At 50.6% G+C, this 13,744-nt stretch carries 13 protein-coding genes; 1 reads left to right on the top strand and 12 read right to left on the bottom strand.

Annotation, left to right across the window (positions count from 1 at the left end; all coding sequences use genetic code 11):
* Positions 1-34: 34 nt before the first annotated feature.
* Complete coding sequence (locus LI015_RS14635) at positions 35-1,396, bottom strand: MATE family efflux transporter (protein WP_227125495.1); 1,362 nt, start codon at positions 1,394-1,396, stop codon at positions 35-37.
* A 123-nt stretch (positions 1,397-1,519) separates the two neighbouring features.
* On the opposite strand from LI015_RS14635, the gene LI015_RS14640 reads away from it, so the two are divergent.
* Positions 1,520-2,086, top strand: a complete 567-nt coding sequence (locus tag LI015_RS14640; RefSeq protein WP_002565169.1) for a PadR family transcriptional regulator — start codon at positions 1,520-1,522, stop codon at positions 2,084-2,086.
* Here the strand turns inward: LI015_RS14640 and LI015_RS14645 are convergent.
* From LI015_RS14645 to chvE, 11 genes are all read right to left on the bottom strand, one after another.
* Entirely contained in the window at positions 2,048-3,223 is a 1,176-nt protein-coding gene (locus tag LI015_RS14645) for an MFS transporter (protein WP_227125546.1), read from the bottom strand. The two genes, LI015_RS14640 and LI015_RS14645, sit on opposite strands and share 39 nt — an antisense overlap.
* Before the next feature lie 85 nt (positions 3,224-3,308).
* Positions 3,309-3,434: a hypothetical protein gene (locus LI015_RS28255; RefSeq protein WP_264468435.1), complete on the bottom strand. Its 126-nt coding sequence runs from the start codon at positions 3,432-3,434 to the stop codon at positions 3,309-3,311.
* The gene (locus LI015_RS14650) at positions 3,431-3,784 is read right to left on the bottom strand and encodes an MGMT family protein (protein ID WP_002565172.1); all 354 of its coding nucleotides are present in this window, start codon (positions 3,782-3,784) and stop codon (positions 3,431-3,433) included. The genes LI015_RS28255 and LI015_RS14650 overlap by 4 nt, the downstream gene beginning before the upstream one ends.
* A 226-nt stretch (positions 3,785-4,010) precedes the next feature.
* The gene (locus LI015_RS14655) at positions 4,011-4,703 is read right to left on the bottom strand and encodes an L-ribulose-5-phosphate 4-epimerase (protein ID WP_002565173.1); all 693 of its coding nucleotides are present in this window, start codon (positions 4,701-4,703) and stop codon (positions 4,011-4,013) included.
* Between the two features lie 89 nt (positions 4,704-4,792).
* Positions 4,793-6,403, bottom strand: coding sequence for a xylulokinase (locus LI015_RS14660; RefSeq protein ID WP_002572252.1), 1,611 nt, complete (start codon positions 6,401-6,403; stop codon positions 4,793-4,795).
* A 148-nt stretch (positions 6,404-6,551) separates the two neighbouring features.
* Positions 6,552-8,048 carry an L-arabinose isomerase gene (gene araA, locus LI015_RS14665; RefSeq protein ID WP_002565175.1) on the bottom strand — a complete coding sequence of 499 codons (1,497 nt, stop codon included), beginning with the start codon at positions 8,046-8,048 and terminating at the stop codon, positions 6,552-6,554.
* 66 nt (positions 8,049-8,114) lie between these two features.
* Positions 8,115-8,408, bottom strand: a complete 294-nt coding sequence (locus LI015_RS14670) for a hypothetical protein (RefSeq protein WP_002565176.1) — start codon at positions 8,406-8,408, stop codon at positions 8,115-8,117.
* Positions 8,408-9,514: a GntR family transcriptional regulator gene (locus LI015_RS14675; protein WP_054354725.1), complete on the bottom strand. Its 1,107-nt coding sequence runs from the start codon at positions 9,512-9,514 to the stop codon at positions 8,408-8,410. The genes LI015_RS14670 and LI015_RS14675 overlap by 1 nt, the downstream gene beginning before the upstream one ends.
* 9 nt (positions 9,515-9,523) lie before the next feature.
* On the bottom strand, positions 9,524-10,693 hold the full coding sequence (mmsB, locus tag LI015_RS14680) for a multiple monosaccharide ABC transporter permease (protein ID WP_002565178.1): 1,170 nt from the start codon (positions 10,691-10,693) through the stop codon (positions 9,524-9,526).
* 2 nt (positions 10,694-10,695) lie between these two features.
* Positions 10,696-12,243 (bottom strand): multiple monosaccharide ABC transporter ATP-binding protein, encoded by a 1,548-nt coding sequence (gene mmsA, locus LI015_RS14685; RefSeq protein ID WP_002565179.1) that lies wholly within the window; start codon positions 12,241-12,243, stop codon positions 10,696-10,698.
* Positions 12,244-12,324: 81 nt separating this feature from the next.
* Complete coding sequence (gene chvE / locus LI015_RS14690; RefSeq protein WP_002565180.1) at positions 12,325-13,509, bottom strand: multiple monosaccharide ABC transporter substrate-binding protein; 1,185 nt, start codon at positions 13,507-13,509, stop codon at positions 12,325-12,327.
* Positions 13,510-13,744: the final 235 nt, after the last annotated feature.

The following is a 13,744-nucleotide window of genomic DNA, read 5'->3' on the forward strand; positions in this document are numbered from 1 at the left end:
AAGTTCAATGCCAGAGTTTTGCTGGCATGATCACTCAAGATTCCGAGAGATCATTCTTTCCTATATCCCTATTCAAATGAACAGCCATGAATAAGGCTGTCATGGCGGAGAGAACATCTGCTGCCGGCTGCGCATACAGGATGCCGTTTAATCCCCACAGCGCCGGGAAAACCAGGATAATGGGAACAAAACAAATTCCCTGTCTGCATGCCCCAAGAACAAACCCCTCCCCTGCCTTTCCAAGAGCCAGGAACAGAGAGGAATACACGGTGTAGAATCCAAATAACAGGAAGGATAATCCATTGGCCTTAAGAGCCTTTTGTCCTATACGGATCATTTCCATGTCGTTCTTTGTAAACCGTGAAATGACAGGGCCGGAGAAAACTGCCATAGTAAGTCCGAATACCGCGCAGAACAGGGTGGACCACACCACCGATATCCTGATTGCCTCATGAAGGCGCTCATAGTTCCCTGCCCCGTAATTATAACCGGCAATGGGCTGAAATCCTTTGATGAATCCAAATACCATCAGGCTTCCCAGGGAAATCATTCTTGTGACAGCTCCCATCCCGGCAATCACAGAGTCCCCATACGGCTTTGCCTGCATATTAATCATGGTGATGGAGAGGCTGGTCAGCAGCTGGAAGGCCAGAGTGGGAATCCCTATTTTCAGTATCTCAGACATGATTTCATTGGAAAAACAGCAGTTCCTGAAACGAAAGCTGAACATGCTCCTTCCGCTGATAACATAATACAGATAGATCAGGGTGGAAACTGCCTGTGAAATAGCCGTGGCAATGGCTGCTCCAGCCACTCCCAGCTTCAGGACATAGATAAAAACAGGATCCAGGACCATATTAAACGCAGCGCCTGTCAGCAGAACGCACATGGTGGTCCTGGCTGCGCCCTCGCTGGTCACAATATTATTCATGGTGACGTTAAACACATTGAATATGGATGACACCACATAAATACCCGCGTATGTAACAGCATAGGGAAGTATACTGTCCGTTGCTCCCAGACACTTTAACAGGGGCTTCAAAAAAATGACCGCGCAAAGGATGACCGCCGCTCCCACAAAAATACTGCTGTACAGGGCCGTGCTTGCCGCCCTGTCCGCAGTCTCCCTGTCCCCGCGGCCTAACAGTCTGGATATATAGGATGCCCCGCCGTTTCCAAAGAGTAAGCCCAATCCTACCACGACCTGCCCCAGGGGAAACGCAACGGAAATCGCCCCCATCTGACTTGTCCCCAGACCTCCCACAAAATAAGCATCCACCAGGTTATACAGCGCATTAATCATCATTCCAATCATGGTGGGCAGCCCCATGGCTAACAGTACCTTTGGTATGGGCGCGTTTCCCAGCAGCTCCATTTTCTTATTACGTCCTTCCATCTTGTACTCTCCTTTCACTTGACACAACTTGTAAAATATAGTACTATAAATTATAGTAAAATGGCCATAGGGCACATGATACTATAATTTATAGTACTTGTCAAGAGAAAAAAGGAGGTCGCCATGGCAACCATAGATTTAATTGTACTGGGTATTTTAAAAAAGGAATCCCTGAGCGCCTATGATATCCAGAAGCTGGTAGAATACCGGAACATTTCAAAGTGGGTGAAAATCAGCACCCCATCCATCTACAAAAAAGTAATCCAGCTGGAAGAAAAGGGATATATTAAGAGCAATATGATAAAAGAAGGAAAAATGCCGGAAAAGGCAGTCTATTCCCTGACAGAAGCCGGTGAACAGGCATTTGAAGGCCTGATGTTGGAAATTGCGTCCAAACCAATCCACATCTTTCTGGATTTTAACTCCGTCATTGTAAATCTGCCAAGCCTGTCCCCGGACAATCAGGCAGATTGTCTGGACAGGATTGAACAGAACGTGAACATTTTAAAAACATACCTGGAAGAAAATATCTCGCTGAAAGAACATTTGCCGGAGATTCCTGAGACAGGTATGGCAGTGCTGCAGCAACAGTTCATCCTGGCCCAGGCAATTGAATCATGGATTGCCTCCCTGAGACATACTTTGCCGGAATCATCCGTCCATACAGTGCCGCAAAGCAGGAAGAGTTAAGGCAAACACCGCTATCCCCAGTGTTGCCCCGCCGGATATCAGAAACCAGTTCTCGATTCCCAGCGGACCGGCCAGGGCTCCTGACAGAACAAGCCCCAGCGGCATTGCCGCCATGCTGATACTGCCGGACAATGACAGCGCCCTGCCCAGGTATTCCCCCTGAATTTTGATCTGATAAATGGATGTCTGTACCCCAAAATAAAAGGGGACAGAGATTCCCATGAAAAATGACAGGAAGGCAAAGATATAAAATCCTTGTGGAGGCAGCAGGCCGGTTATCAGGGTACCGGCTCCATATATACCTATGGACCCGGCGATAGCCTTTATCTTGTCTATCCGTCCGCCCCATATACCCAGGGAAACAGAGCCAACCAGGGTACCAGCTGCAAAAACAGTCTCCACCAGCCCCGATTCCCTGACACTGCCGTTAAAATAAGACATGGTAATCAGAGGATACAGGGTCCCTATGGGAAAATATATGACTGCATATAATGCGCCAATCACCAGCAGCTCCCGCATTCCGGGTACACTGCGCATAACGTTGTACCCCTCCTTGACCTCTGCCAGAAGATTCGTTTTTTCCTTATCTTCCCTGAAAATTCCCGGTATATCCACTGCCGCCAGGGTACCCACTGTAAAAAACGCTCCCAACACATCCAGCATCAGAATGGCTTTCAGCGGAAACATACTGTACAATACAGCCGCAATGGCAGGACTGGCTATCATGGACGCAGATTCAAAGCTCTGTGAATAACCGGCGTATTTTGTCAGCTGGTCCTTTGGTAAGATGGACGGCATAATAGCCTGAAGGGACGGGGCATAAAACGCATTGCCAATGCTTCGGATGAATAATACAATAAAAATCAGCCAGATCGGAATGTCCCCCCAAATACCTGAAACAGCCAGTGCCACACAGGCTGAGGACATCACCAGATCCGAGCAAATCATGATTTTCTTCCTGTCATGCTGGTCAATCAGCACGCCGATGAACATTCCCAGTACGGCCTGGGGCAGGAACCCGGCCAGCGTTGCAAAGGAAAGAACGGCCGCTGACTTTGTCTTTCCGGTTATATACCATATGATTGCCATTTGTACAATAGAGCTGGTCAGGGTCGATATACCCTGGCCGGTCCAAATTACAAAAAACTTCTTTCTCCATCCTGCAAACTGCTATTCCATGGTTTTTTCCGCTGCCTCCTCTGCTGCTCTTTCATTGTCAACGTTACGCTGTCACATGTTTTCTCTCCGTCACATGGTTTTTCTCCGTCTCATGGTTCTCCCCGTCACATGGTTTCTCTCCGACGCATATTTTCTCTCCGCCATATATCATCCATCCTCCGGAATTCATATCCCCTCCCGCTCAAATATCTCCTTCAGCCTGAGGGCGTCCTCCAGCGTATTCTTCCATCCATCCCGTTTCATGTCCACGCGTCCCTCCGCCGATACCAGGACCTCTTCCTCCTCCAGAAGCATTCTCTGCAGGTCCGGATGTTCAAAGGACGCTGCGCCGGTCAGATATCCCTGGCTGTTGACCACACGGTGGGCCGGAACTTCTCCGGCCAGACCGCGGTTCAGCGCATAACCCACCTGCCTTGCGTTTTTCGGTTTTCCGCAGAGCAGGGCGATTTGACCATAGGTAGCTACCTTTCCTTCCGGCACTGTCCTCACCGTAATTCCCACCCGTTTATAAAAATCCATCTTCCTTATCCTCCGGCAGCAGCCATGCCCATTTATCTCACTTACTTTTTCGGAATCCATTTCTATATATCTGAATCCTGCTCACAAAAAGTATATATATATATTGTATCATGAAGCATACCATTTAAACAGACAAAATACAAAACAAAAAAAGCCCCCAGGGCAAATCCAAAAACACAGGACTGCCCCGAAGGCCTTCTTACTATTTCATATACATCTGCTGCATTTATTTCCCCTGTCCGTAATAAGCATTGGGCCCATGCTTGCGCATGAAATGCTTATCCTGCATACACTGGGGAGCTGGTCCTGCCTGGGGATTGATGAGTTCCGTCATGAAATTCATCCTGGCAATCTCCTCCAGCACAACGGCATTGTGGACAGCCTCAGCCGCGTCCTTCCCCCATGTAAAGGGACCATGGTTTTTACAAAGCACAGCCGGAATGTAAACCGGGTTCTTGCCCTGGAAGGTCTCAATGATAACCCTTCCAGTATTCATCTCGTAGCCTTCCTCGATTTCCTCTGCCGTCAGGTTTCTGGCGCAGGGAATCTCACCGTAAAAATAGTCCGCATGGGTGGTGCCGTAGCAGGGAAGAGCCCTGCCTGCCTGTGCCCAGGCCGTTGCATGAGGGGAATGGGTATGGACAATACCGCCAATCTCCTTAAACGCATTGTACAGCTCCACATGGGTGGCTGTGTCGGAGGACGGGTTCATCTCACCTTCCACCTTATTGCCCTCCAGGTCCATGACCACCATATCAGATGGCTTTAACACGTCGTAATCCACCCCGCTGGGCTTTATGACAAACAGTCCCTTTTCCCGGTCAATTCCGCTTACATTTCCCCAGGTGTAGGTGATAAGGCCCCTGCGGGGCAGCTCCATATTGGCTTCATATACCTTTTGTTTCAATTCTTCTAACATAATCTGTATCCGCTCCCGTTCCTGTTAATCCTTCTGTGCTCCACAACTTAGTCCTTCTTGCTCACAGCTTAATCCTTCTTGCTCACAGCTTAATCCTTCATATGCTCCACAGCAGCCTTCTCAATGGCAAGCCCCTCTGCATACCGCTTCATGAATGCCTCGAATCCTTCCACATCCTCTTTCACAGGCTCCATTCTGGTTCCCTTATCCCCGGCAAAAACCTTGTTGGCCAGGTAAGCGTCCAGGGTCTCGCCCTCCTGCCTGCACCGCATGTAGGAGGCCAGCAGCGCAATGCCCCAGGCACCGCCTTCACCGGCTGTCTCCATGACAGACACCGGCGCGTTCATGGCTCCTGCCAGGATTCTCTGTCCCACACCCTTTGTCTTAAAGAGACCGCCGTGGCCCAGAATACTGTCCACCTTCACATGCTCCTTCTTAAGCAGGATATCCATGCCGGTCTTAAGGGCGCCCAGGGATGTATACAGGTGTACTCTCATGAAATTTGCCAGGTTAAACCGGCTGTCCGGCATACGCACAAACAGGGGACGGCCTTCCTCAAAGTGTGTGATGTGCTCTCCTGAGAAATAATTGTAGGCCAGCAGTCCGCCGCAGTCGGAATCTCCCTCCAGGGCCTTGTTGTAAAGGGTTCCAAAGAGCTGGTTCATATCTGCCTTCATACCCATGGCCTCTGAGAACTCCTTAAACAGGTTCACCCATGCATTCAAATCCGACGTACAGTTGTTGCAGTGCACCATGGCTACCATATCGCCGGCCGGCGTGGTCACCAGATCAATCTCAGGATATACGTGCTCCAGTTCCTTTTCCAATACCACCATGGCAAACACGCTGGTACCGGCAGACACGTTTCCGGTGCGCACAGCCACGCTGTTGGTGGCCGCCATGCCGGTGCCTGCGTCGCCCTCCGGCGGACACATGGGAATGCCGGCTTTCAGGTTTCCGGATGCATCAAGAAGCTTTGCCCCTTCTTCCGTCAGGACACCTGCGTCCTCTCCCGCCACCAGAGCCTTGGGCAAGATGTCCCGCAGCTTCCATGGGAAATTCTCTCCTGCCACCAGTTGGTCAAACTGTTCCACGCGCTTCTGGTCAAAATCCCTGGCATGGATGTCCACCGGGAACATGCCTGCCACATCACCAATGCCCAGAACACGTCTGCCTGTCAGCTTCCAGTGCACATATCCCTCCAGTGTAATGAGGTAGTCGATATCCTTCACATGCTCTTCTTTATTGAGGATGGCCTGGTAGAGATGGGCAATGCTCCATCTCTGAGGGATATTGTACCGGAATACCTCTGTCAGCTTCCCGGCGGCAGGACCTGTAATGGTGTTCCTCCAGGTGCGGAAGGGCACCAGAAGCTCGCCCTCTTTATCAAATGCCATATAACCGTGCATCATGGCTGAAAAACCAATGGAACCAATGGTGGTCAGGGTGATGCCGTAGGTTTCCTTCACATCCTCAGCCATTTTGCCGTAGCAGTCCCGGATGCCGGTCCAGATATCCTCCAGGGTATAGGTCCAGATGTGATCCACATACCTGTTTTCCCAATCATGACTGCCGGAGGCAATGGGTGTGTGGTCCTCACCGATAAGGACTGCCTTAATCCTGGTGGAGCCCAGCTCTATGCCCAGGGAAGTATTTCCATGCTCAATCTGTTCTTTTATCTTATTTATATCTAAACTCATGAATTGCCCCTCCACTTACTCATTAAGGAGCGGGCCTGAGGGCACATAAAAAATATGCTCCCAGGGTCCGCCCCATATATCCTGTTCCTAATCCGCAGGCCGCCTCAAACCGCCGCAGCTTCCGGACGCAAAGCATTCTGCCTCATGCCTACCTGTAAGCTGCCGCATTCCAGCGAAGCTCGTTCTTAAGAGCGCGGATGCTTGTGTCCTTGTCAATATAGACTGTCTCAATACCCATGGCATCAGCCCAGTCTCCCATCTGCTCGGCCGTCAGGTCATAGGAGAACGCCGTATGGTGGGCGCCGCCTGCCAGAATCCAGCTTTCTGCCCCGGTTGCCAGGTTTGGCTCCGGCGTCCAGAACGCGGTTGCCACAGGAAGCTTAGGCATTGGCTTTTCTGTTTTTTTGCACTCCACATCGTTGATAATCAGGCGGAACCTTGTGCCCAGATCCACTAAAGATGTGGCGATACCATGGCCTGTCTTGGATGTGAATACAAGTCTGGCCGGGTCCTCCCTGTCACCCATGGACAGCGGGCAGGCCTTGATGCTGATTTCCCCGTCTGCAATGGTGGGGCATACCTCCAGCATGTGGGCTTCCAGGATTCCCTCCTTGCCAGGCACTAAGTTGTATGTATAATCTTCCATGAAAGAGGTTCCCTTGGCGTCCTTCATGCCCTGGGTCATAATCTTCATCAGCCTGACCATGGCAGCCGTCTTCCAGTCGCCCTCTGCGCCGAATCCGTATCCCTTTTCCATGAGACGCTGGATAGCCAGACCGGGAAGCTGCTGCAGCTCGCCCAAATCCCCAAAGTGGGTAACGATGGCGTGGTAATCCTTTTCTAAAAGGAACTTCTCAAGGCCGGCCTCAATCTGGGCCTGTACCGCCACATGGCGCTTAAATTCCTCCGGATCCCTGCCTTCCGGCAGGATGGTGTACTTGCTGTAATACTCGTCCACCAGGGCTGTGATATCTCCCTTTGGCACAGCCTTTACATACTCGGCCAGCTCATTGACCGGGTAAGCGTCCACTTCCCAGCCAAACTTCATCTGGGCCTCTACCTTGTCGCCTTCGGTGACAGCCACATTCCTCATGTTGTCCGCAAACCTTGCCACCCTGACATGGCTGCTCTCCATGATGCCCACAGCAGTGCGCATCCATGCGGCTATGCGGCCCACCACCTTCTCATCGCTCCAGTGGCCCACAATGACCTTTCTCTCTATGCCCATGCGTGTCACCATGTGGCCGTATTCCCTGTCTCCGTGAGCGGACTGGTTCTCATTCATGAAATCCATGTCAATGGTATCATAGGGAATCTCCTGGTTAAACTGTGTATGAAAATGCATCAGGGGCTTTCTGTATTCCTGCAGTCCCAAAATCCAGGACTTGGCCGGTGAAAATGTATGCATCCAGGTGATGACGCCTGCACACTCCTCATCCGCATTTGCCTCGTTAAACGTCCTGCGGATCAGCTCATTGGTAATCAGTGTGGGTTTCCACACCACCTCATAGGGCAGGATGCCTGATTTATTAAGACTGTCCACAATGATTCCCGAATGCTCCGCCACATGTGCCAGGCACTCATCTCCATAGAGATCCTGTGAACCTGTACAGAACCAGAACTTATAATTCTTTACTGCTATCATATCTCTCATCCTCCTTAATTGTCAGCCCCTCAGGCCGCTGCCGGCCGGTTGGCGCATCGCTGTCTGTCAATCTTCTGTCTGTTCTTCTTCCTCATCATCCGGAATCTCGCCATACTTAATATATTCGCCTTTTATGAATTTCTTAAGGGACCAGCCGGCCAGAAATGCACCTATGGCGCCAAAAAGAACTGCACAGCCAAGCTGTACCATCTTGCCTCCGCCCGCAGGTTTTAAAAACTCCTGCAGCAGGCCAAAGGCCAGGTATACAAGATAGCCTCCTGCCGCCAGACGCAGTATTACGGTTATCTGAGTTGGTTTCGCGGCATTTTCTTCTTTCTTTGCACCGGTTTTTGCACCCATTACATTTCCTCCTTATGCGGCTGTTTCAGGACCTTTACCGAATCCCGCTCAATGATATCCGAATCAAACAGATAGTTACCGTCAAAATAGGGATTTTCAATCATACTTATCATGTTCTCTGCTGCTTTCCTGCCCAGCGCCTCCATGGGGTGCGGGAAGGAGGTAAGCTTTACGCCGGCCAGGGTTGCCAGGTCCGAGTTGTCAATGCTGACAACAGACAGCTGGTCCGGGATGGCAATGCCCCGCTTCTCGCAGAGTCCTGACAGCACATAGGCCACCTCATCGTTATAGCATACCACTCCCGTACAGCTTTCCAGTCTGCGAAACAGATAATCCGCCCACTGGTCCAGGTCCAGAAAATCTTCCGTGTCCAGCCATACCACATTGGCATCCTTTACCTTGATTCCTGCCTCCAGCATGCCTGACAGAAACCCCTTATACCTCAAATGCCCCTGTCCGTCATCGCTTTTGAACACGCCTCCGATATTCCGGTGGCCGTTCTTAATCAGATATTCCACAGCCTTTTTGCCCACCTGCTCGTCGTTCATGGACACGCAGGGCAGCTCCAGCTCCGGATACCGGCTGTTGAAGAACAGAATCGGGATTCCCCGTTCCTTAAGCTCCTGGTAGTAATGCAGATTTGGATTGGGGAGGGCGCTTTTGGCCGGCTCCACAATCAGTCCGTCTATAATGTCTTTGTCGATCAGGTTATTCAATATGTCCTGTTCCCTGCTGACCCGGTTGCCGGTAAAGGCAATCTGGGTGGTGTAACCTTTTTTGGAGAGAACCCTCTCGATTCCCCGCACCACAGGAGGGAAAATATAGCTGTCCACATAGGTACTGATTACAGCGATGTTCATGTACCGCTCCTGGCGCTCCGCCTTGCCGTTGCCGCCCACATACGTACCGCTTCCCCGCACCCGTAAGACCAGCTTCTGCTGCTCCAGAATATCCACGGCATGGCGCACCGTCTGGCGGCTCAGACCGAAACGCTCGCTGAGTTCATTCTCCGAAGGCAGCTTTTCGCCCACCTTCAAAGCCCCGCTGTTAATGTTGTCCAACACCCAGTTATAGACTGCTTTATATTTCAGCTCCTGTGTACCCATAATCAAAACCTATCCTTTTTTCCTCTTTGATAACAAGTCTACCGTAACCGCACCTAAAAGTACAGCGCCTTTTACGATTTTCTGGATGTCGGTGGACCATCCGTAGAGGGACATACCATTGTTCAGGATACCCATGATAAAAGCACCTACCACAGCTCCTATGATGGTTCCGATACCGCCGCTGGTAGCCGCGCCGCCGATGTAACAGGAGGCAATGGCATCCATCTCAAAACCGTCGCCGGCCTTGGGGGTTGCGGAGGCGTTACGTGCGGAAAGCACGATACCTGCAATAGCACTTAAAATACCCATGTTGGTGTATACCCAGAAGAACACTTTCTCAGTATTGATACCGGAAAGCTTTGCCGCCTTGGCATTGCCGCCCAGGGCGTATATCTGGCGTCCGGCAACGGTCTTGCTGGTGATGAAATGATACAGGCCCACCAGTACGCCCATGATGACCAGCACAAACGGGATGCCGTTATAGCGTGACAGCTTGTAGAAGAAGAACCATACGATCATCAGAATGACGGCTTCCTTTATAATAACCTGCCACAATGGATTGGTTGAGAAACCATATTTTTTCTTGGTATTAATGCTCTTAAGCTCTGCCATAATAACCAGTACCGTGGCAATGCCTGCCACAATAATGGAAACCAGGTCCAGGGTGCCGTTTCCAAAGGGAATCTTCACAGTTGGCAGAAAGCCTGCGCCGATGTAAGTATAACTGGTGGGAAGGGGTCCCTTTGTCTGGGCCTTTAACAGGGTATATGTAAGTCCGCGGCCCATAAGCATGGTTGCCAGGGTTACGATGAACGGCGGAATGCTGAGCTTGGATACAAACAGACCCACGAACATACCGGCCAGGGCGCCCACTGCCAGGGCAGCCAGGATGGCGACCCACATATTGGTGTGGTAGTCAATCATCAGGATACCTACGGTTGCGCCGCACAGGGCCACGATAGAGCCGACGCCCAGGTCAATGTTTCCTGTCAGACAGCATAACAGCATACCAACTGCCAGGATAACCACATATCCGTTCTGCATGATCAGGTTGTTGATGTTGGCCGGCGACATATTCTTTCCGCCGGTCATGACTGCGAAAATCAAGAACACCGCGATTAAAGCAAGTACCATGCCATACTGCTTCATATCAATATTAACTGTTTTCTTCTTATCCATCTCTACGCTTCCTTTCCATTATCCGCCATAATACATTTCATGATTCGTTCCTGGGTTACCTCTTCCTTGGTCAGCTCTCCTGCAATCCGTCCTTCGTTGATGACGTATACACGGTCACAGGTACCGATTACCTCCTGCATCTCAGAGGAGATGACGATTACCGCCTTGCCTGACTTGGCCAGTTCATTGATGACGCAGTAAATCTCATACTTGGCGCCTACGTCAATACCCCTGGTAGGCTCATCCAGAATCAGCACATCCGGCTGTGTCAGCATCCACTTGGCAAGAACCACCTTCTGCTGGTTGCCGCCCGATAGGGAGCCCACGGTCTGGTTAATGGAATTAGACTTGATGTTAATTTTCTTCTTGTAATCCTCCGCAGCCAGAATCTCATCATTTTCATTGAGAACACCGTTCTTGGAAAAGAAATTTCTCATGGCGGACAGGGTCATATTCCACTTGATATCCTTAATCAGCACAAGTCCATAATTCTTCCTGTCCTCGGACACGTATGCCAGTTTGTTGTTGATGGCGTCCTTAACGTCCTTTATATGTACTTCCCTGCCGTTTATCTTAATGGTACCGCTTATTTTCTGTCCGTAGGACCTGCCGAATATGCTCATGGCCAGCTCGGTCCTGCCCGCGCCCATAAGTCCTGCCAGGCCCACAACCTCGCCTTTGCGCACATGAAGGGAAACGTCCTTGATGACCTGCCTCTGGGCGTCGTCGGAATGGTACACATTCCAGTCCTTTATCTCGAAAATCGTATCACCAATTTCACAGTGCCGTTCCGGGTAACGGTTGGTCAGCTCGCGGCCCACCATGCCTTTGATGATGCGGTCTTCCGTAAATTCATCTCTGCCCTTCTCCAGGGTCTCAATGGTCTTTCCATCACGGATAACGGTAATGGAATCAGCCACATAACTGATTTCGTTCAACTTATGGGAGATAATTATGCTGGTGATTCCATGGGATTTAAGGTCCAGCATGATGTCCAGAAGCCGGCGGCTCTCTTCGTCGTTGAGTGCGGCTGTGGGCTCATCCAGAATCAGCAGCTCCACCTTCTTGGCCATGGCCTTGGCAATCTCTATCAGCTGCTGTTTTCCCACGCCCAGGCTGCTGATGGGCGCGTTCAGGTTTTCGCCTCCCAGTCCAACCTTTTCAAGCATTTCCTGGGCCTTCTTATGGGTAAGTGTCCAGTCAATGATACCTTTGGCTGCTTTCTGCTCATTTCCCAGAAACACGTTCTCAGCCACCGACATGTACGGGCTCAGGGCCAGCTCCTGGTGGATGATAACAATGCCCTTGGCCTCAGACTGCTTGATGCTGTGGAACTGACACACATTGCCGTTATACACGATATCCCCGCTGTATGAACCAAAGGGATAAACGCCGGACAGCACATTCATCAGGGTGGACTTTCCAGCCCCGTTCTCACCGCACAGCGCATGGATTTCTCCGCGTTTTACCTTGATATTGACATCGTCCAAGGCTTTCACGCCCGAGAATTCCTTCGTGATGTGGTTCATCTCCAAAATATAATCGGACATCTTTTCAACTCCTTTTCTTGAAAGATACTCTGTAAAAAGCGCAATCGGGCGGCGGAACCTATGCCGCCGCCCGAATCATCTTTACTGTGCCAGCTGCTCCTCTGTATAGTAGCCGCCGTCTACGATAATTTCCTTATAGTTGTCCTTGTCTACTGCTACCGGTGTGCACAGGTAAGCAGGAACCACAACCTTGCCGTTATTGTACTGTTCGGTGTCGTTGATTTCCGGCTCTGCGCCTTCCAGAACAGCCTGTACCATGGTTACGCACTTCTCAGCCAGGAGACGTGTATCTTTGTAAATGGTTGCTGTCTGGTAACCGGAAATGATGTTCTTAACTGCCATCAGCTCAGCATCCTGTCCTGTAATCAGCGGCCAGTCCTCGCCAACCTTGTAGCCGGCGCCTTCCAGAGCAGCCTTACAGCCGTATGCGAAACCGTCAAATGCGCTTGCGCAGATGTCTAACTTCTCGTCAGCATAGAAGCCGGTCAGATAGTTCTCGCAGTTCTGCTGTGCTGTTTCCTGGGACCATCTCAGGATACATGTATCCTCGAAGGAGGTACGTCCGGACTTGCAGACCAGTGTTCCGTCATCCAGGTATGGCTGAAGAACTTCCATCAGTCCGTTGTACAGGAACAGTGCGTTGTTGTCATCAGGTGAGCCCATGAAGAACTCGATGGTATAGGACTCGCCGGCTGCCTTGGCTGCGTCCAGGTCCTTTGCTTCCTTTATGTAGTTGCCGATTGCAGTACCAACTCCCTTGTTGTCAAAGGTTGCATAGTAGGAAACTGCGTCGGTATCCATCAGAAGACGGTCATAAGCGATGATGGGGATGCCTGCGTTCTTAGCCTGCTCCTCTACGTTTACAAGTGCGGAGGAGTCGATGGATGCGATTACCAGACAGTTAACACCGGATGCAATCATGTTCTCAATCTGTGAAACCTGCATCTGCACATCATCTTCTGCATACTGAAGGTCTACTTCATATCCAAGTGCTTCCAGCTGCTTCTTCATGTTGGCACCGTCGTTAATCCAGCGCTCGGATGACTGTGTAGGCATGGCAACGCCTACCTTCTTGCCTTCCCCGGTTGCTGCCTTGGCTGCCTCGGTAGCTGCGTCTGCCGCTGCGCTGGAATCAGCCGCTGCTGCGGTTGTGTCTGCTGCCGCTGCCGCTGTGGTAGCTGCTGCCTCCTGTGAGCCGCCGCATCCTGTTAACAGTGAAGCTGCGATTGCCGTCCCCAGTATCATGCTTAAAATTTTTCGTTTCATATGTTACCTCCCATGGTTTAATTTATACATACAACTTGTGTACATGTTCACAAGCTTGTACTTTCGTTAATTCAGCTAACCCTTGCGTCATACCATCTGATTCATTTGGACTATTTTGCACTTTTGTAGATTTCGCTCTGTCTGCATTGTGCGTTTCGTCAATATTTCTTACGTTTTTCTTTAAATACACTATACATTTTTGATGCATGTTTGTCAATAGGTATTTAGAACTTTT

Source organism: Enterocloster sp. 210928-DFI.2.20, assembly GCF_020554465.1.
Classification (GTDB): Bacteria; Bacillota; Clostridia; order Lachnospirales; family Lachnospiraceae; genus Enterocloster; species Enterocloster bolteae.

What these genes read in the sequence shown, in the direction of transcription:
- LI015_RS14675 (WP_054354725.1), bottom strand. Translation starts at nt 9,514, where the DNA reads ATGGGTACACAGGAGCTGAAATATAAAGCAGTCTATAACTGGGTGTTG.
- LI015_RS14655 (WP_002565173.1), bottom strand. Translation starts at nt 4,703, where the DNA reads ATGTTAGAAGAATTGAAACAAAAGGTATATGAAGCCAATATGGAGCTG.
- araA (WP_002565175.1), bottom strand. Translation starts at nt 8,048, where the DNA reads ATGATAGCAGTAAAGAATTATAAGTTCTGGTTCTGTACAGGTTCACAG.
- LI015_RS14660 (WP_002572252.1), bottom strand. Translation starts at nt 6,403, where the DNA reads ATGAGTTTAGATATAAATAAGATAAAAGAACAGATTGAGCATGGAAAT.
- mmsB (WP_002565178.1), bottom strand. Translation starts at nt 10,693, where the DNA reads ATGGATAAGAAGAAAACAGTTAATATTGATATGAAGCAGTATGGCATG.
- LI015_RS14650 (WP_002565172.1), bottom strand. Translation starts at nt 3,784, where the DNA reads ATGGATTTTTATAAACGGGTGGGAATTACGGTGAGGACAGTGCCGGAA.
- mmsA (WP_002565179.1), bottom strand. Translation starts at nt 12,243, where the DNA reads ATGTCCGATTATATTTTGGAGATGAACCACATCACGAAGGAATTCTCG.
- LI015_RS14670 (WP_002565176.1), bottom strand. Translation starts at nt 8,408, where the DNA reads ATGGGTGCAAAAACCGGTGCAAAGAAAGAAGAAAATGCCGCGAAACCA.
- LI015_RS14635 (WP_227125495.1), bottom strand. Translation starts at nt 1,396, where the DNA reads ATGGAAGGACGTAATAAGAAAATGGAGCTGCTGGGAAACGCGCCCATA.
- LI015_RS14640 (WP_002565169.1), top strand. Translation starts at nt 1,520, where the DNA reads ATGGCAACCATAGATTTAATTGTACTGGGTATTTTAAAAAAGGAATCC.
- LI015_RS28255 (WP_264468435.1), bottom strand. Translation starts at nt 3,434, where the DNA reads ATGAATTCCGGAGGATGGATGATATATGGCGGAGAGAAAATATGCGTC.
- chvE (WP_002565180.1), bottom strand. Translation starts at nt 13,509, where the DNA reads ATGAAACGAAAAATTTTAAGCATGATACTGGGGACGGCAATCGCAGCT.